At 54.3% G+C, this 17,683-nt stretch carries 17 protein-coding genes; 8 read left to right on the top strand and 9 right to left on the bottom strand.

The features are described from left to right. The first annotated feature begins 37 nt into the window (after positions 1-37). From G163CM_RS05840 to narI, 4 genes are read left to right on the top strand one after another with little or no spacing between them, the layout of a single operon-like run. On the top strand, positions 38-3,778 hold the full coding sequence (locus G163CM_RS05840; protein WP_231827213.1) for a nitrate reductase subunit alpha: 3,741 nt from the start codon (positions 38-40) through the stop codon (positions 3,776-3,778). After that, the gene (gene narH, locus G163CM_RS05835) at positions 3,775-5,319 is read left to right on the top strand and encodes a nitrate reductase subunit beta (RefSeq protein WP_231827212.1); all 1,545 of its coding nucleotides are present in this window, start codon (positions 3,775-3,777) and stop codon (positions 5,317-5,319) included. The genes G163CM_RS05840 and narH overlap by 4 nt, the downstream gene beginning before the upstream one ends. Then, positions 5,319-6,014, top strand: coding sequence for a nitrate reductase molybdenum cofactor assembly chaperone (gene narW, locus G163CM_RS05830; RefSeq protein ID WP_231827211.1), 696 nt, complete (start codon positions 5,319-5,321; stop codon positions 6,012-6,014). Before narH ends, narW begins: the two co-directional genes overlap by 1 nt. Continuing rightward, entirely contained in the window at positions 6,011-6,691 is a 681-nt protein-coding gene (narI, locus tag G163CM_RS05825) for a respiratory nitrate reductase subunit gamma (protein ID WP_231827210.1), read from the top strand. Before narW ends, narI begins: the two co-directional genes overlap by 4 nt. Before the next feature lie 59 nt (positions 6,692-6,750). On the opposite strand, the gene G163CM_RS05820 is transcribed toward narI, so the two are convergent. Then, positions 6,751-7,944, bottom strand: coding sequence for an MFS transporter (locus G163CM_RS05820; protein ID WP_231827209.1), 1,194 nt, complete (start codon positions 7,942-7,944; stop codon positions 6,751-6,753). A 111-nt stretch (positions 7,945-8,055) separates the two neighbouring features. On the opposite strand from G163CM_RS05820, the gene G163CM_RS05815 reads away from it, so the two are divergent. Next, a complete protein-coding gene (locus tag G163CM_RS05815) occupies positions 8,056-9,012 on the top strand; it encodes an AraC family transcriptional regulator (protein ID WP_231827208.1) in 957 nt (318 codons plus the stop codon). 3 nt (positions 9,013-9,015) lie between these two features. Here the strand turns inward: G163CM_RS05815 and nhoA are convergent, their stop codons facing one another. Then, on the bottom strand, positions 9,016-9,861 hold the full coding sequence (gene nhoA / locus G163CM_RS05810; RefSeq protein ID WP_015964347.1) for an N-hydroxyarylamine O-acetyltransferase: 846 nt from the start codon (positions 9,859-9,861) through the stop codon (positions 9,016-9,018). Between the two features lie 84 nt (positions 9,862-9,945). Next, on the bottom strand, positions 9,946-10,722 hold the full coding sequence (locus G163CM_RS05805) for an MBL fold metallo-hydrolase (protein ID WP_231827207.1): 777 nt from the start codon (positions 10,720-10,722) through the stop codon (positions 9,946-9,948). Positions 10,723-10,915: 193 nt separating this feature from the next. On the opposite strand from G163CM_RS05805, the gene G163CM_RS05800 reads away from it, so the two are divergent. After that, entirely contained in the window at positions 10,916-11,488 is a 573-nt protein-coding gene (locus tag G163CM_RS05800; protein ID WP_231827206.1) for a flavin reductase family protein, read from the top strand. Between the two features lie 45 nt (positions 11,489-11,533). On the opposite strand, the gene pptA is transcribed toward G163CM_RS05800, so the two are convergent. The 6 genes from pptA to G163CM_RS05770 form a co-directional block, all read right to left on the bottom strand. Next, a complete protein-coding gene (gene pptA, locus G163CM_RS05795) occupies positions 11,534-11,761 on the bottom strand; it encodes a tautomerase PptA (RefSeq protein WP_015964345.1) in 228 nt (75 codons plus the stop codon). Between the two features lie 68 nt (positions 11,762-11,829). After that, positions 11,830-12,309, bottom strand: coding sequence for a GNAT family N-acetyltransferase (locus G163CM_RS05790; RefSeq protein ID WP_231827205.1), 480 nt, complete (start codon positions 12,307-12,309; stop codon positions 11,830-11,832). Then, entirely contained in the window at positions 12,303-12,572 is a 270-nt protein-coding gene (locus G163CM_RS05785; protein ID WP_015964343.1) for a type II toxin-antitoxin system TacA family antitoxin, read from the bottom strand. Before G163CM_RS05785 ends, G163CM_RS05790 begins: the two co-directional genes overlap by 7 nt. A 92-nt stretch (positions 12,573-12,664) precedes the next feature. Further along, positions 12,665-12,952, bottom strand: a complete 288-nt coding sequence (locus tag G163CM_RS05780; RefSeq protein ID WP_231827204.1) for a hypothetical protein — start codon at positions 12,950-12,952, stop codon at positions 12,665-12,667. Between the two features lie 94 nt (positions 12,953-13,046). Further along, on the bottom strand, positions 13,047-13,664 hold the full coding sequence (locus G163CM_RS05775; protein WP_231827203.1) for a glutathione S-transferase family protein: 618 nt from the start codon (positions 13,662-13,664) through the stop codon (positions 13,047-13,049). 66 nt (positions 13,665-13,730) lie between these two features. Next, positions 13,731-14,735, bottom strand: a complete 1,005-nt coding sequence (locus G163CM_RS05770; protein WP_231827202.1) for a LacI family DNA-binding transcriptional regulator — start codon at positions 14,733-14,735, stop codon at positions 13,731-13,733. A gap of 315 nt (positions 14,736-15,050) precedes the next feature. Between G163CM_RS05770 and G163CM_RS05765 the strand changes: the two genes are divergently transcribed. Beyond that, positions 15,051-16,247 carry an L-talarate/galactarate dehydratase gene (locus tag G163CM_RS05765; RefSeq protein WP_231827201.1) on the top strand — a complete coding sequence of 399 codons (1,197 nt, stop codon included), beginning with the start codon at positions 15,051-15,053 and terminating at the stop codon, positions 16,245-16,247. Between the two features lie 69 nt (positions 16,248-16,316). Next, positions 16,317-17,627 (top strand): MFS transporter, encoded by a 1,311-nt coding sequence (locus tag G163CM_RS05760; protein ID WP_231827200.1) that lies wholly within the window; start codon positions 16,317-16,319, stop codon positions 17,625-17,627. Positions 17,628-17,683 lie beyond the last annotated feature (56 nt).

Here is a 17,683-nt window from a genome sequence, read left to right as displayed (position 1 = left end):
CCACGGGGAAGCGGCTTTCCCCGTCAGGAGAAATGTCATGAGTAAGTTGCTGGATCGCTTTCGTTATTTCAAACAAAAAGGCGAAACCTTCGCCAATGGCCACGGCCAGGAGTTCCATACCAACCGTGACTGGGAAGACAGCTATCGCCAGCGTTGGCAATTCGACAAAATTGTGCGGTCTACCCACGGCGTCAACTGTACCGGCTCCTGTAGCTGGAAAATCTATGTGAAGAATGGCCTGGTCACCTGGGAGACCCAACAGACAGACTATCCGCGTACCCGCCCTGACCTGCCGAATCATGAGCCGCGCGGCTGCCCGCGTGGCGCGAGTTACTCCTGGTATCTCTACAGCGCTAACCGCCTGAAATATCCGCTGGCACGCAAAAAGCTGATTGAACTATGGCGCGAGTCGTTAAACCAGCACGGTGACCCGGTCGTGGCCTGGGATGCCATCATGTCTGATAAGCAAAAATGCCTGAGCTACAAGCAGGCGCGCGGCAAAGGCGGTTTTGTTCGCTCGTCGTGGAAAGAGTTAAACCAGCTTATCGCCGCCGCCAACGTGTGGACCATCAAAAACTACGGCCCGGATCGCGTGGCGGGCTTCTCGCCGATCCCGGCGATGTCGATGGTCTCTTACGCTGCGGGGACGCGTTATCTCTCGCTGATTGGCGGCACCTGCCTGAGTTTCTATGACTGGTACTGCGACCTTCCCCCGGCATCGCCAATGACCTGGGGTGAACAAACGGATGTGCCGGAATCCGCTGACTGGTACAACTCCAGCTATATCATCGCCTGGGGCTCTAACGTGCCGCAGACGCGTACACCTGACGCCCACTTCTTCACTGAGGTGCGCTATAAGGGTACCAAAACCATCGCTATTACCCCGGACTATTCGGAAGTTGCCAAACTCTGCGACCACTGGCTGGCACCAAAACAGGGCACCGATAGCGCCCTGGCGATGGCGATGGGCCATGTGATCCTCAAAGAGTTCCACCTCGATAACCCAAGCCAATATTTCCTCAACTACTGCCGTCGCTACAGTGATATGCCGATGCTGGTAATGCTCGACGCGCGTGAAGATGGTTCGTACAGCGCAGGCCGCATGCTGCGCGCCTCCGACCTCGTGGATGGTCTGGGTGAAAGCAATAATCCGGAATGGAAAACCGTGGCCTACAACACCACAGGCGAACTGGTGGTGCCGAACGGCTCGATTGGCTTTCGCTGGGGCGAGAAAGGCAAATGGAATCTGGAATCACTGGCAGCCGGTCAGGAGACCGAACTGACGCTGTCGCTGATGGACACCCGTGATACGGTGGCAGGCGTGGCATTCCCCTACTTTGGCGGCAATGAAAACCCGCATTTCCGCAGCGTCAAACAGGAACCGATTCTGGTGCGCCAGCTTCCGGCGAAACAGTTGACCTTCGCCGATGGTCACAGTGGCCTGGTGGTGAGCGTCTATGACCTGATCCTGGCAAACTATGGCCTCGATCGCGGTCTGAACGACGAGCACGCCGCCACCGACTATGATGATGTCAAAGCCTACAGCCCGGCCTGGGCCGAGCAGATCACCGGTGTACCGCGCAGAAACATTGAGCTGATTGCTCGCGAGTTTGCCGACACCGCCAACAAAACGCACGGTCGTTCAATGATTATTCTCGGTGCCGGGGTCAACCACTGGTACCACATGGATATGAACTACCGCGGGATGATCAACATGCTGGTGTTCTGCGGCTGTGTCGGTCAAAGCGGCGGCGGCTGGGCCCACTATGTCGGCCAGGAGAAACTGCGTCCGCAAACCGGTTGGCTGCCGCTGGCCTTCGCGCTGGACTGGAACCGTCCGCCGCGCCACATGAACAGCACCTCGTACTTCTACAACCACGCCAGCCAGTGGCGCTACGAGAAACTCACCGCCCAGGAGTTACTCTCACCGCTGGCCGATCCGGGCAAATACACGGGTCATCTGGTTGACTTTAACGTCCGCGCTGAACGAATGGGCTGGCTGCCGTCTGCCCCGCAGCTCAATCTGAATCCACTGCACATCAAAGGGATGGCGGAAGCCGCAGGCGTATCGCCAACGGACTTCACCGCGCAGTCGCTGAAATCCGGTGATATTCGCATGGCCTGCGAACAGCCGGACAGCGGTAAAAACCACCCGCGTAACCTGTTTATCTGGCGTTCTAACCTGTTGGGATCTTCCGGTAAGGGGCATGAGTATATGCTTAAGTATTTACTGGGCACGGATAGCGGTATTCAGGGTGAAGAACTGGGTTCCACCGATGATGTGAAACCTGAAGAAGTGGAGTGGCAAACCACCGCTATTGAGGGCAAGCTGGATCTGCTGGTCACGCTCGATTTCCGTATGTCCAGCACCTGTCTGTTCTCCGATATCGTTCTGCCGACCGCCACCTGGTATGAAAAAGACGATATGAACACCTCGGATATGCACCCGTTTATCCACCCGCTCTCCGCCGCCGTCGACCCGGCCTGGGAGTCGAAAAGCGACTGGGAGATCTACAAAGGCATTGCCAAATCCTTCTCTGAAGTATGCCAGGGGCATCTGGGCCAGGAAACGGATATCGTGCTGCTGCCGCTTCAGCATGATTCACCGGCGGAGTTGTCTCAGCCGTTTGACATTAAAGACTGGCGCAAAGGCGAATGTGACCTGATTCCAGGGAAAACCGCGCCAAACATTATTGCCGTTGAGCGTGACTACCCGGCCACCTATGAACGTTTCACGTCCCTCGGCCCGTTGATGGATAAACTGGGCAACGGCGGGAAAGGCATTAGCTGGAAAACGCAGCAGGAAGTCGATTTCCTCGGCAAGCTGAACTACGTCAAGCTGGATGGCCCGGCCAAAGGCCGCCCGAAAATCGAAACCGCGCTGGACGCCTCAGAAGTGATTCTTTCGCTGGCCCCGGAAACCAACGGCCAGGTGGCGGTAAAAGCCTGGGAAGCGCTGGGCGAATTTACCGGGCGCGATCACACCCACCTGGCGCTGAACAAAGAAGATGAAAAGATCCGCTTTCGCGATATTCAGGCCCAGCCGCGCAAAATCATCTCCAGCCCGACCTGGTCAGGTCTTGAGAGCGAACATGTTTCCTATAACGCCGGTTACACCAACGTGCATGAGCTGATCCCATGGCGCACGGTGTCCGGGCGACAACAGCTGTACCAGGACCACGCCTGGATGCGCGATTTTGGCGAGGCGTTAGTCGCCTATCGGCCGCCGATCGATACCCGCAGCGTCACGCACATGAAGGAAATACCGCCCAACGGCTTCCCGGAGAAAGCGCTTAACTTCCTGACGCCGCACCAGAAATGGGGCATCCACTCCACCTACAGTGAGAACCTGCTGATGCTGACTATGTCACGCGGCGGGCCGATTGTGTGGATAAGCGAAACCGATGCCAAAGAGCTCGGCATCGCCGATAACGACTGGATTGAAGCCTTCAACGCCAACGGTGCGCTTACCGCTCGCGCAGTGGTCAGCCAGCGAATTCCACCGGGCATGACCATGATGTATCACGCCCAAGAACGCATCATGAATATTCCGGGCTCAGAAGTTACCGGACGGCGCGGCGGGATCCATAACTCGGTCACACGCGTCTGCCCGAAACCGACGCACATGATTGGCGGCTATGCGCAGCTGGCTTACGGCTTTAACTACTACGGAACGGTCGGTTCAAACCGCGATGAGTTCATCATGATCCGCAAAATGAAAAACATTAACTGGCTGGATGGCGAAGGTCAGGATCAGGTACAGGAGGCGAAAAAATGAAAATACGTTCGCAAGTTGGAATGGTACTGAATCTTGATAAATGCATCGGCTGCCACACCTGCTCGGTGACCTGTAAAAACGTCTGGAGCAGCCGCGAAGGCATGGAGTACGCGTGGTTTAACAACGTGGAAACCAAGCCCGGTATTGGCTATCCGAAAAACTGGGAAGATCAGGATAAATGGCAAGGCGGCTGGGTGCGCGGTATCAGCGGTAAGCTCACGCCGCGCCTGGGCGGTAAGCTCGGCCTGTTATCGAAAATCTTCGCCAACCCGGTGCTGCCGGCTATTGATGAGTATTACGAGCCCTTCACCTATGATTATCAGACGCTGCACAATGCGCCGGAAGGGAAAGATTTGCCAACCGCGCGTCCGCGTTCGCTGATCAGCGGCAAGCGCATGAATAAGATCGAATGGGGCCCGAACTGGGAAGAGCTGCTGGGCGGTGAATTCGATAAGCGCGCCCACGACCGCAACTTCGAGTCGATGCAGAAAGAGATGTACGGCGCGTTTGAAAATACCTTCATGATGTATCTGCCGCGCCTGTGTGAACACTGCCTGAACCCCAGCTGCGTGGCGACCTGCCCGAGCGGCGCGATTTACAAGCGTGAAGAAGATGGCATCGTGCTTATCGACCAGGATAAATGTCGCGGCTGGAGGATGTGCATCAGCGGCTGCCCGTACAAAAAAATCTACTTCAACTGGAAGAGCGGCAAATCAGAAAAATGCATTTTCTGTTACCCGCGCATTGAGTCCGGCCAGCCGACCGTCTGTTCGGAAACCTGCGTCGGGCGCATCCGCTACCTGGGCGTGCTGCTCTATGATGCGGACCGTATCGAAGAAGCGGCGAGCACCGAACATGAAACGGATCTCTATGAGCGTCAGTGCGAGGTGTTTCTGAACCCGAACGACCCGGCGGTCATTGAAGAAGCGCTGAAACAGGGTATTCCGCAAAACGTTATCGACGCCGCCCAGCGCTCGCCGGTCTATAAAATGGCGATGGACTGGAAGCTGGCCCTGCCGCTGCATCCGGAATATCGCACCCTGCCGATGGTCTGGTACGTGCCGCCGCTGTCACCGATTCAGTCCGTTGCCGACGCTGGTGGCCTGCCGCGTAATGGCGGCGTGTTGCCTGCCGTGGAAACCCTGCGTATTCCGGTGCAATACCTCGCCAATATGCTGAGCGCGGGCGATACCGGCCCGGTGCTGCGCGCCCTGAAACGCATGATGGCGATGCGCCACTATAAACGCTCACAAACCGTCGAAGGCGTTACCGATACCCGCGCGATTGAAGAAGTGGGGCTCAGCGTGGAACAGGTTGAAGAGATGTACCGTTATCTGGCGATCGCTAACTACGAGGATCGCTTTGTGATCCCGACCAGCCACCGCGAACTGGCGGAAGATGCCTTCCCGGAACGCAACGGCTGCGGCTTTACCTTTGGCGACGGCTGTCACGGTTCAGACACTAAATTCAACCTCTTCAACAGCCAGCGAATCGATGCCATCAACATCACGGAAGTGCGCGAAAAAGCGGAGGGAGAGTGATGCAAATATTGAAGGTGATCGGCCTGCTGCTGGAGTATCCGGATGAGGTGTGCTGGGAGAATCGCGACGAGCTGATTAACCTGGTAGAACGCGATGCGCCGATGCTGCTGCCCTTTGTGGTGAAGCATCTCAGCGTACCGCTGCTCGATAAACAGGCGGAATGGTGCGAGTTTTTTGAACGCGGTCGCGCCACCTCGCTGCTGCTGTTTGAGCACGTGCATGCGGAATCGCGCGATCGCGGTCAGGCGATGGTCGATTTAATGGCTCAGTATGAAAAAGCCGGGCTGCAGATCGATTGTCGCGAACTACCCGATTATCTGCCGCTGTATCTGGAATATCTCAGCGTTCTTCCGCCTCACGAGGCGCAGGATGGATTACAGAACGTCGCGCCGATTCTGGCGCTGCTGGGCGGGCGACTAAAACAGCGCGAGGCACCGTGGTATCAGATTTTTGATGCCCTGCTGATTATCGCCAATACCTCACTTTCAAGTGACAGTGTCACAAAACAGGTGGCGGGTGAAACGCGTGACGACACCCGACAGGCGCTTGATGCAGTCTGGGAAGAGGAGCAGGTGAAATTTATCGAAGATAATGCCACCAGCTGTGACAGTTCCCCGCTGCAAAGCTATCAACGACGCTTTAGCCAGGACGTTGCCCCGCAGTACGTCGACGTCCGTGCCGGAGGCCCGAAATGATCCAGTTTCTCAACGTCTTCTTTTATGACATCTACCCCTATATTTGCGGCACAGTATTTTTACTCGGCAGTTGGGTGCGTTATGACTACGGTCAGTATACGTGGCGCGCCTCGTCCAGCCAGATGCTCGACAAACGCGGGATGGTGTTGTGGTCGAATCTCTTCCACGTCGGCATTCTGGGGATCTTCTTCGGTCACCTGTTCGGCATGCTAACGCCCCACTGGATGTACGCCTGGTTTCTGCCGATTGCGGTAAAACAGCAAATGGCCATGATCCTCGGCGGCGTGTGCGGTGTGCTCACGCTGGTGGGCGGCGCAGGCCTTCTGGTGCGTCGTCTGACCAACCCACGCGTGCGCGCCACCTCGAGCACCGCCGATATCCTGATCCTCAGCATTTTGCTGATTCAGTGTATTCTCGGGCTGACCACCATTCCGTTCTCGGCGCAGCATCCGGACGGCAGCGAAATGCTGAAGCTGGTCGGCTGGGCGCAGAGCGTGGTGACCTTCCAGGGCGGTGCGTCCACGTATCTGGACGGAGTAGCGATCATCTACCGCGTTCATCTGGTGCTGGGGATGACTATCTTCCTGCTCTTCCCGTTCACCCGTCTGGTACACGTATGGAGTGCGCCAATTGAGTATGTAACGCGGCGCTATCAGGTAGTGCGGTCACGTCGCTAAACGTTAAAAATGCCCGGTGGCGCTTGCGCTTACCGGGCATGGTATCGTTCATCACATGCTTATTGCGCCACTGGCTTCACTCTTACCCGCGCGAAGACAATCACCATCGCACTCAACAGTAGAATCCCACTCCCCATGAATACGCCGCTGGCACCGTTGAGATCAAACACCAGGCCACCGCCCGCAGCGCCCGCGCTAATCGCCAGTTGGATGGATGCCACCAGTAATCCCCCTGCGCTCTCCGCTTCATCCGGTACGGTAGTGGCAAGCCACGTCGACCAGCCTACCGGCACCAGGCCAAAGGCAAAGCCCCACATCGCTACCAGCAGTGCATCAAGTAACACCATATGACCAAATATCACCATCAGCAGCGCCAGGAAGCTCATCACAAACGGCACCAGCGCCAGCGTTAAATGTAAGTTGCGGCTCAACAGATAACCCGCAACGGACGTACCGATAAAATTCGCCACGCCGAAGCCAAGTAATATCAACGAAACGCCCTCCACGCTGGTTTGCGCTACGGTTTCCAGAAATGGTCGTAAATAAGTGAAAAAGGCAAAATGACCGCTAAAAATTAAAATGGTGGCGAACATCCCCCCTAACATGCCGGGGCGAGCCAGCACCTTAAACAGCGTGGCAAAGCTGCCCACGCTTTGCGGACGCATGGATGGCAACACCCAAAGTTGCCAGAACAGCGCCACAACGCTCGGGGCCGCACAGAGGATAAAGACATTACGCCAGCCAATCAGTCCGCCAAGGTAGCTGCCGAGCGGTGCTGCCACGACGGTGGCGATAGAGACCGCGCTGAAAATGATCGCCAGTGCCTTCGGCACCATCGCAGCGGGTACCAGCCGCATCGCGGTCGCCGTCGACATTGACCAGAAGCCGCCAATCGCAATACCCAGCAGTAAACGGCCTACTAACAAAACATTCAGCGATGGCGCAAAGGCCACCAGCAGGCTGGAGAGTATCTGTAAAACAGAGAAGAACATTAACACCCAGCGGCGATCGATATTTTTGGTCGCAGGCGTAATCAATAAGCCCGTTACCAGCGCAATTAAGGCCGTCGCCGTCACCGCTTGCCCGGCCATCCCCTCGCTCACGTTCAGGCTTGCCGCCATGGGCGTCAACAGACTGGCAGGTAGAAATTCCGCCACGATCAAGCCAAAGACCCCCAGCGCCAGTGCATAGACCGCCCGCCAGGCCGGTTTGGTTTTATCCAGACTGGCTTCCGCTGCAATGCATGTGCTCATAAACATCTCTCCAGAATAATTAACAAATTTTCGACAAGATTAGGAAATCCTCATCAGACGATCTATGATGGAAACCCCTTTACTCTTGATAATTCGTCCGGGAGTGGTGTTATGGCGCTTCAGCATCTCGATCTCACCAGCGAACTGTTGGCAGGCATGCGTCTCTCTGGCGTCAGCTACCGCCGTATTGAGAGCGGCCGACCGTTTGGCGTAGAGTTCAGCGCCGTCGCGGGTAAAGCCCAATTTCATTTCATTAGTCGTGGGCCAGTGCTGCTACGCACTGCAAGCGGGCAACAGTTCAATCTCGAAAGCGGCGATGCGCTGTTTATTCCGAATGGCTCCGGTCATTTCCTGCTCTCAGATGAGCGCGCCACATCAATGAATGTTCTGGACCTACCGACAACGCCCGTCTGCCCCACCGTATGCTGTGTCAAAAATGGCTGCGAAACGGCGGCGGATGAAAGCGCGATTATCTTCAGCGGATGCATGGATTTTGAACTTGGCGGCATGCAACCGCTGGTAAAAGCCATGCCGGAAGTAATGCTGGTAAGCCGCCTGCTGACGACATGGCCGGAAATTCACCCCTTGCTTACCGCTATGGAGCGCGAATCCCTCACGCGTCAGGCGGGATACGCCGGCATCCTTGCACGCCTTGCGGACGTCGTGGCCGCGCTTATCGTACGCGGTTGGGTGGAAAGCGGCTGCGGAAGTGCAACGGGATGGGTGCAGGTGCTTCGCGATCCAAAGCTGGGGCGCGCGATCCATGCGATGCATACGCAGCCGGGTAACAACTGGAAAGTAGAAGATTTGGCGCGGGAAGCGGGCATTTCACGCTCAATTTTTGCCGAACGCTTTCTGGCCGCAACCGGGACAACGCCCGCCCGCTATCTGACAGAACTGCGAATGCGCCTGGCGATGCAGTATATCGCTGATGAGGGATCCGCCCTGGAACAGGTTGCTTTTCGGCTTGGCTACAGTTCACTCGCCGCGTTCAGCCGCGCATTCAAACGTATTACCGGTAAAGCGCCGGGCGCAGTACGCCAGACGCCGCGAGGTGAAGTCGCATAGCGCTTACTTCCCCGCCTCCGGATGCGTATCAAACGCCGCCATCACCGCCGCCAGCTCGGCTTCGCTGAATCCATGACGCGGGTCATCCACACCTAATCCAAAACGCGTTTGCAGTGTTTCATAAAGCGCGGAGACGTCGGCAAGCCGCGTCTTCTCGACCGCATGGCCCTTCTCCCAATGGGTAAAGCTAAAGTTGGTTAAGGTGAGCTTTCCACCCTCGGGCAGGTGGCGACACATCAGCAGATGGTGACGGAAATGCGACTGCGGCCAGTGCGCGGACCAGAAATTGCCCATCACATGATCGGCGAAATACTGCTTATCGAGCGTGAAAATATACATCGACTGCCAGTGTTCATGATGGCGGAACTGGAGTGTCCAGTTCACACCTTCGCGCAACAAACGGTAATCGCCGTGCGGCGTGACTTGCTCAATGTCGGCCTGCAGACGAATCGGCGCGGTTAGGGTCTGGCCACCGAAACCGACGTCGGCTATCCAGCGCTCACCTTCCACATCCACCAGCAATAAGCGATGCGTTCTCGGGGGAAGTTGCGGCGGGTTTGCCAGTACGACTCGTCCAAGCAGGCTGCGAACAGTAAAGCCGAGTTCATGCAGCGCACGCTCCAGCAGGCCATTCTGCTCAAAGCAATACCCGCCACGGCGGGCGGTGATCAATTTGTCCTGCAAGGATTGATCGTCCAGCTGCATTTCACGCGGCAGTAAAACATCAATGTTTTCAAAAGGAATGGCACAGTTGTGCAGCAGATGCAGTTTACGCAGCGTCTCGACGGTGGTTTCAGGGGTTCCTTCCCAGCCAAGTCGGGAAAAATAAGCGTGCAAAAATGGCGTCATAAGTCATTCCTTATCATTCAGTGCAGTACTTATAACCCATTTTTGCCCTTCTATTGGCGTTTTTGTGCGGTGCTATGCGTCATATCAGAATGCAATCGTTTCACCGTCATCCGGTGCGCTGACAAATGCATCGATTTCATTGATACGCGCATATTCCAGTAGTTCTTTACGGGTTAACAGGCAGTGATTAATCGCTTCCATATGGGTAGCAACAATCTGTGCTTCCGGCACAATAAGATGCGCGCGAATAAGATCTTCAGCACCAAAAATAATCGGGCCGTATTTTAAAATATGCGCCCAGCCGGTATTCATAATGACGACGCCGGGCTGGTAGCGATGCAGGTTATCCGCAACGGGTTGAACCCAAATAGTATCGCCAATGAGATAGAGCGTTTTCTCTGACGGATGGCGGAAGACTACCCCGCAGGCGTCGCCCATTCGCTCACCCACCGCCGCATCCGCATAAGCGGCGTCCGAACCGTGTTGCCCCTCGGTTTTAATCAGCTCAATTTCACCGAACATTGAATGTTCAGATAATAGCGACAAATGTGTAAAACCCTGCGAGGTTAGTAATGCGCGGTCGCGTTCATTCTGCACATAAATAAGCTTATCTTTGGGAATCAGCTTAACCGCCGCGTCGTCCCAGTGATCCGGATGCGTATGGGTCACAATAATGGCATCCACCGCTAACAGCGTGTCGATATCAAAAGGTAATTCGACCATCGGCACGTGAATATGCGATCGGACGCAGCCTGCGTAGCCGGGATAAGCGTCTTTCTTTGCCAGCAGCGGGTCGATAAGGAACGATTTACCGGCAAAATGGATAATCTGGGTTGCGTTGCGCACCTGGGTAATTTTCATCTCAGTACTCCTGACGTGTTCAGATGGCGCCAGTATGGCGGCTGTTGCCATCCTGAAAAATAGGCCTGATTGACAAACATCGATGGAATTGAGCCACTTTTTATCGACAGTGGCGATTCACCCGGTACGCACTTGCTTTATGCGAGAGATACGACATTACTAGTATGATGTATAAACTTTTATTGGACACCCTATGAGCCATTTCCGCCCTGTTGAGTTAAGACATGCCAGCCGTTTACTGAATCATGGCCCGACGATCCTTATCACCAGTAAGGACGAAAAAAGTGGCCGCCGCAATGTGATGGCAGCAGCGTGGTCGATGCCCGTGGAGTTTGATCCGCCGCGCATTGCGATCGTGGTGGATAAAAGCGCCTGGTCGCGCGAACTTATCGAGCGTAACGGCACCTTCGGCATCGTGGTGCCGGGGGTGGCGGCCATCAACTGGACGTATGCCGTTGGCAGCACCTCCGGTCGCGATGAGGATAAATTTAACAGCTACGGCATCCCAACCGTTAACGGCCCGGTCCTGGGGTTGCCGATGATTGAGGAAAAGTGTCTGGCGTGGATGGAGTGTCGCCTGCTGCCCGAAATCAATGCCGCCGAAAGATACGACACCTTATTTGGCGAAGTGGTCTCTGCTGCCGCTGATGGCAACGCGTTTATTGAGGGGCGCTGGCTGTTTGATGATGATAAGCGTAATACGCTGCATCACCTTGGGGCGGGGGCGTTCGTCACCAGCGGGAAGCTGGTGCGCGCGCTGGATTAACAAGCCGAACATTGCGCCGGGTAGCCGCTGCCACCCGGCGAAGCATTACATGCTGTAACCCGGCTTTTTAATAAGCTCATTCATGTGCGGACCAATCTGGCTATCCCAGACTTCTTTCCATGCTTCCGGCTGAACCTGCGTCCAGGCGACACTCACGGAACTATTTTTGCTGTGCAGATGACGGATGATCACCTCGGTAATATCCGCAGCCAGCGCTTCGGTCTCTTCGGCGTTCAGTTCATGAGGAAAACTTTTGATATCAACGTGTGGCATAGCAAGCTCCTTGTTATAAGAGGTTTAAAGCTACCACAGGTACGGCGGGCAGGTTGTTAAATTGTGCGTTAACGAAGGGCAAGAACCAGCGTGTGGGGTTGGATCGGGGATACAACAAAACCGAAGCGCAGATAAAACGCCTTGGCGGCATCATTAAGCGCATGCACGACGAGGCCACGCACGCCTACCGTTTCCGCGATTAACATCGCACGCATTACCGCTTCGCGCAGAAGTTTCCCTCCCCAGCGCTGCTTTTGAAACGCGCTATCTACGGCGAACCGTGCAATTAAAACAACGGGAATAGGTTCTGGCATGTTTCGACGAAAAGCACCGGGTACCGCTTCACGCTGGATAGCGCCTGTAGACAAAGAGTAATATCCGATTACCTGCTGGCTGCCTTTTGGACATAAAACAAATGTTCTTGTCGCGCCACTCTCTTCATTACTTAATGCCCGACTGCGAAGCCAGTTATCCAGCACTGGCTCACCGCAGCTAAACTCATCCACATTGTGGGAATAAGTTAATCTCTCCGTGAGATCTTTTACCATGAATATTTATCACTCATCAGTTCCTGAAAGCCTTTGTTCTCAGACAAGGGTGTATCCAGGATGCGTTGGAATTCGGCAAATTGCTGGTCATCTACGATAAAAAGCCGTTGATCTAACAGCACTTCTTGTGCCTTTTCACAGGCAGCATTAAGCATAAAATCAGTGCGAGAAAGCGAGATGAGCTGTGCCGCCAGATCAATCAGATCACGCTGTCGTTGATTCGCTCTAAGGTTGATGGGCGCTTCTTTATTTCTGCTTGTCATAATGGAATCCGTATATACAATGGATATACAAATTATAGTATCTTTTTTCAGCAGTCCGCAACCGGTAATACAGCTCCTTACGCCAGACTCACTTACAACGAATACCCCGAAATCATCGCCAGAATATCCTGTTCTTCACTGTATTTACCGCGTAATGCCGGAAGTTGTTTCTCCGCCTTTGCGCAGTGTTCATCGACACCGGCTTTTATCTCTTGCTGCTGTTGTTCCGGGAGTGACGGATCCCATTCTCCGGCCAGATGCTGGCAAATTTCGGCCTCATCGATAAAACGCTGAACATCCTGAGGAACAGTCGTTTCACTTTGCGCACTGAAGGCGGCAAAAAGCAAGGCGGCAAGATTAAGAGAACGATATGATTTCATTGTTGTGACATCCTGTCCTGAATGAATGGGATACGCTGCGACGCGTTCCTGCGAGCACTTACCTTAACCGCACTTCCCCTTACGCGTTTATGATTTAGATTAATTTATTATCACGCAGCACCTGCTGGAGATCGCCTCGCTGGGAGACGGCGTCGGCCACCGACACTAACCCAGGCGTATTCACCTCAAACCACGGGCGTCGCGGGCCCCAGGTCACCATCACCGCGATATAGCAATCGAGCAATGTGATCTCGCGACCCAGCGCGTACGGTTGAGCACTTAGCTGTGTTTCCAGCCAGAGATAAAGCGACTTACGGTATTCAATGCAGTTTTCTTTTAGCTGTTCCGGAGCTTCTGCTGCCCAACGTTCGGGATAATCAGCATAGGTGAAAGTGGGATAGACATTGGCAACCAGCCAGATAAGCAGACGTTGAAACTGTTGCCTTTCCGCTCGCCCTATCGGCGGCGCAAGGTCGGGGCAACGGTCGAGCACCATCAGGGCGATGGCCGCCGTCTCGGTCATGATTTCGCCATTTTCCAGTTCCAGCGTCGGCACCTGGCAAAGCGGATTGCGCGCTTTCAGTAATTCGCGCTTTGGCCCCGGCTGGTCAAAACCATCAACATCAATAAACGTATAAGGTATTTTCGCGAGCGTTAACATCAGTTCGCTGATGGCGGAACCCCAGCCCGGTACACCGTAGAGCGTTATCATGCTGCCTCCACTTTTGGGGAAAGGGATAAGTGTAGTGCAACAGGTGAAAATGAGGATGAACGGAGTCTACGCCGACTCCCGCTCAATGAGTTCAAACCCTAAATCCAGAATCGTTTCATTGCACGTAACATGCTCGATACGATCGGCCAGCAGTACCGCTGCACGTTCACCGATCCCGCGTCGGTCGACGCTTACCGTGGTGATTGCCGGGCGATTAAACGCAGCAAAATCAAGATTCCCGAACCCGATCACCGCGAGATCCTGAGGAACACGTAACCCGCGAGATTCCGCTTCCATGATAGCTCCCTGCGCCAGAGTGTCAGAACTGCAAACGATAATATCGAACTGACTTTCAGCCAAAAGCTGACTCAAGCCGGTGCGGCCAAGCGCCAATGAGGCAGGAAGCGGCACATCAATTTGTGGCGGTTCGCCGATGTCATAACGTTTCAGAACATCACATAAACCGTGCTTACGTTGGGCTGCACGACGATCGGCGGTCCACAGCAATCCTGGGCGTCGATAGCCTTTACTTACCAGGTACTCTCCGGTCGCCTGACCGACTTTTTCATGGGAAAAACCCACCAGCATATCCAGCGGTGTTGGTGTGAGATCCCAGATCTCCACCACCGGAATTGCGGCATTAAGAATGACTTTTTTGAGTTCTGTGGTGTGATGGATACCGGTGAGCACCACCCCATCCGGGCGACGAGAAAGGAGCGTTGCCACCAGTTCTGCTTCCGTTTGCTGTGTATAACCCGCCACGCACAGCAGAATGTGATAGCCGCGCTGGGCCAGGGTGTCGCTTAACGATTGAATGGTATCAACAAACATATTGTTGTTAATTTGCGGCACCACAACGGCAATGAGTTTGCTACGCCTGGATGCAAGCCCGCCAGCAAGTGCATTCGGGATATACCCCGTGGCACGCACTGCCTGCATCACTTTTTCGACCGTTTTTGGCCTCACCAGCTGAGGCGTATTGAGCGCCCGACTGACCGTCATGGAGGATAATCCGGCAGCACGCGCCACGTCTTCGAGCGTTGGCGCACGGGGTGTTTCGGGACGCTTCACTGTCGTTAGCCCTGCCTCAGATGATGATGTTGAATATGCATTATTCATGATGTTCCTCGCTATTACCAGACGAGCTCTACGCTATCTCAGTAAAAACAACTGCTTAAGTTACTGTGCCAGCAATCAAATGTTAGCGATATCATTATTCATTGTGCAGATTGCCAAATTTACCTGGAACGAGACCAGGGTTACGTAATTTTCCCTTTTTCACTGCGCTATTGTGATCGTTTGTTCAAATTTAATCCATCCCGCTGGCCTGTTAAATAAGACCAGGATACAAATGTTAGCGCAAACATTTTATATCTGGAGCTTATTATGACCTTTAGCGCAAATTCCGACGCCGTGACCTACGCCAAAGCGGCCAACAGTAAAACCGCTGCAGAAACCGGCGACCGTATTGAATGGGTGAAGCTTTCACTCGCCTTCCTGCCACTTGCCACCCCAGTAAGTGACGCAAAAGTACTCACCGGACGCCAGAAACCACTGACCGAGGTGGCGATAATCATCGCCGAAATTCGCAGCCGCGATGGTTTCGAAGGTGTTGGTTTTAGCTATTCCAAACGCGCAGGCGGCCAGGGTATCTACGCGCATGCCAAAGAAATAGCCGACAACCTGCTGGGTGAAGATCCCAACGATATCGACAAGATTTACACCAAACTATTGTGGGCCGGGGCATCCGTTGGCCGAAGTGGCATGGCCGTGCAGGCCATCTCCCCTATCGATATCGCGCTGTGGGATATGAAAGCAAAACGAGCAGGCTTACCGCTGGCAAAACTTTTGGGTGCTCATCGCGATTCCGTGCAGTGCTACAACACTTCAGGTGGTTTCCTGCATACGCCGCTGGATCAGGTACTTAAAAACGTGGTGATATCGCGTGAAAACGGCATTGGCGGCATTAAGCTGAAAGTCGGCCAGCCAAACTGCGCAGAGGACATCCGCCGCCTGACCGCCGTACGTGAAGCGCTGGGCGATGATTTCCCGCTAATGGTCGATGCCAATCAGCAGTGGGATCGCGAAACCGCCATTCGTATGGGACGAAAAATGGAGCAGTTCAATTTAATCTGGATTGAAGAGCCGCTCGACGCCTATGACGTTGAAGGCCACGCACAGCTTGCCGCCGCACTGGATACGCCAATCGCTACCGGTGAAATGTTGACCAGCTTCCGCGAGCATGAACAGCTGATTCTGGGCAATGCCAGTGATTTTGTTCAGCCGGATGCGCCGCGCGTTGGGGGCATCTCTCCCTTCCTGAAGATTATGGATCTCGCCGCGAAACATGGCCGTAAGCTGGCTCCGCACTTCGCGATGGAGGTTCACTTACATCTCTCCGCAGCCTATCCGCTGGAGCCGTGGCTGGAGCATTTCGAGTGGTTGAACCCGCTATTTAATGAACAACTGGAACTGCGCGATGGCCGTATGTGGATTTCCGATCGCCACGGCCTGGGTTTCAGCCTCAGCGAGCAGGCCCGCCGCTGGACGCAGCTTTCTTGTGAGTTTGGCAAACGTCCATAATCTTCGGGCGGGTTAACCCGCCCTCTTACCCTACAACATTCTCTCGCAACCCTGAAAAAGGAGTGGGTGATGAATACAATAATAAAACGTACTAACGTCCGTTACAGCATTTTGATATTTCTGTTTTTAGCCACCGTATTTAACTACGCCGACCGCGCGACACTTTCCGTTGTTGCGCCGATTATGAGTAAAGAGCTGGGATTCGACCCGGAAGCTATGGGCCTCGCATTTTCCGTATTTGGTATTTCCTACGTCATTATGCAACTGCCCGGCGGCTGGCTGTTAGATCGGTACGGATCCCGTCTGGTTTACGGCTGCGCCTTAATCGGCTGGTCTTTGGTGACAATGTTTCAGGGCACTATTTATCTCTATGCCAGCCCGCTTATTGTACTGGTGATGCTGCGTTTACTAATGGGCGCAATTGAAGCACCGGCCTTTCCGGCAAACAGTCGTCTAAGCGTGCAGTGGTTCCCAAACAATGAACGCGGGTTCGTCACTTCGGTATATCAGGCAGCTCAGTATATTTCACTGGGTATTATCACGCCGTTAATGACAATTATTCTGCATAACCTGAGCTGGCATTATGTCTTCTATTACATAGGGGCGATCGGCGTTTTGCTGGGCATATTCTGGCTGGTAAAAGTGAAAGATCCGCTGCAACACCCAAAGGTAAATCAGCAGGAGTTGGATTATATTCGTGAGGGAGGCGGTGAGCCAACGCTTGGAAGTAAGAAAGAACAGCACAAACTAACGCTGGCGCAAATCAAAAGCGTGTGCGTAAACCGAATGATGATTGGCGTTTATATCGGCCAGTTCTGCGTGACATCCATTACCTGGTTTTTCCTGACCTGGTTTCCGACCTATTTGTATCAGGCAAAGGGCATGTCGATTCTTAAAGTTGGGTTTGTTGCCAGTATTCCCGCTATCGCAGGATTCATCGGCGGATTAATGGGCGGCGTCTTCTCTGACTGGCTACTTAAACGCGGTTACAGCCTGACGACCGCGCGGAAATTCCCGGTCATCTGCGGCATGCTGCTTTCGTGCGTCATTATCGTCGCCAACTACACCTCTTCGGAATTTGTGGTGATTGCGGCCATGAGCCTGGCCTTCTTTGCCAAAGGATTTGGTAATCTGGGCTGGTGCGTGTTGAGCGATACCTCACCTAAAGAGGTGTTAGGTATTGCAGGTGGCGTTTTCAATATGTGCGGTAATCTCGCGAGCATTGTGACGCCACTGGTGATTGGCGTGATCCTCGCGAATACCCAATCTTTTGACTATGCAATTCTGTATGTCGGCTCGATGGGGCTTATTGGCCTGGCTTCGTATTTGTTTATTGTCGGGCCGCTGGATCGTATTACTCTCACGCCGTCTGTGGCGTAACCGAAACTGGCGATATATCGCTACCGCTGCTCCGGTATGACTGTACTCCGCCGGAG

Source organism: Pseudocitrobacter corydidari (assembly GCF_021172065.1).
Classification (GTDB): domain Bacteria; phylum Pseudomonadota; class Gammaproteobacteria; order Enterobacterales; family Enterobacteriaceae; genus Pseudocitrobacter; species Pseudocitrobacter corydidari.
This window is presented reverse-complemented; position numbering and strand designations above follow the sequence as displayed.

What these genes read in the sequence shown, in the direction of transcription:
- G163CM_RS05840 (WP_231827213.1), top strand. Translation starts at nt 38, where the DNA reads ATGAGTAAGTTGCTGGATCGCTTTCGTTATTTCAAACAAAAAGGCGAA.
- narH (WP_231827212.1), top strand. Translation starts at nt 3,775, where the DNA reads ATGAAAATACGTTCGCAAGTTGGAATGGTACTGAATCTTGATAAATGC.
- narW (WP_231827211.1), top strand. Translation starts at nt 5,319, where the DNA reads ATGCAAATATTGAAGGTGATCGGCCTGCTGCTGGAGTATCCGGATGAG.
- narI (WP_231827210.1), top strand. Translation starts at nt 6,011, where the DNA reads ATGATCCAGTTTCTCAACGTCTTCTTTTATGACATCTACCCCTATATT.
- G163CM_RS05820 (WP_231827209.1), bottom strand. Translation starts at nt 7,944, where the DNA reads ATGAGCACATGCATTGCAGCGGAAGCCAGTCTGGATAAAACCAAACCG.
- G163CM_RS05815 (WP_231827208.1), top strand. Translation starts at nt 8,056, where the DNA reads ATGGCGCTTCAGCATCTCGATCTCACCAGCGAACTGTTGGCAGGCATG.
- nhoA (WP_015964347.1), bottom strand. Translation starts at nt 9,861, where the DNA reads ATGACGCCATTTTTGCACGCTTATTTTTCCCGACTTGGCTGGGAAGGA.
- G163CM_RS05805 (WP_231827207.1), bottom strand. Translation starts at nt 10,722, where the DNA reads ATGAAAATTACCCAGGTGCGCAACGCAACCCAGATTATCCATTTTGCC.
- G163CM_RS05800 (WP_231827206.1), top strand. Translation starts at nt 10,916, where the DNA reads ATGAGCCATTTCCGCCCTGTTGAGTTAAGACATGCCAGCCGTTTACTG.
- pptA (WP_015964345.1), bottom strand. Translation starts at nt 11,761, where the DNA reads ATGCCACACGTTGATATCAAAAGTTTTCCTCATGAACTGAACGCCGAA.
- G163CM_RS05790 (WP_231827205.1), bottom strand. Translation starts at nt 12,309, where the DNA reads ATGGTAAAAGATCTCACGGAGAGATTAACTTATTCCCACAATGTGGAT.
- G163CM_RS05785 (WP_015964343.1), bottom strand. Translation starts at nt 12,572, where the DNA reads ATGACAAGCAGAAATAAAGAAGCGCCCATCAACCTTAGAGCGAATCAA.
- G163CM_RS05780 (WP_231827204.1), bottom strand. Translation starts at nt 12,952, where the DNA reads ATGAAATCATATCGTTCTCTTAATCTTGCCGCCTTGCTTTTTGCCGCC.
- G163CM_RS05775 (WP_231827203.1), bottom strand. Translation starts at nt 13,664, where the DNA reads ATGATAACGCTCTACGGTGTACCGGGCTGGGGTTCCGCCATCAGCGAA.
- G163CM_RS05765 (WP_231827201.1), top strand. Translation starts at nt 15,051, where the DNA reads ATGACCTTTAGCGCAAATTCCGACGCCGTGACCTACGCCAAAGCGGCC.
- G163CM_RS05760 (WP_231827200.1), top strand. Translation starts at nt 16,317, where the DNA reads ATGAATACAATAATAAAACGTACTAACGTCCGTTACAGCATTTTGATA.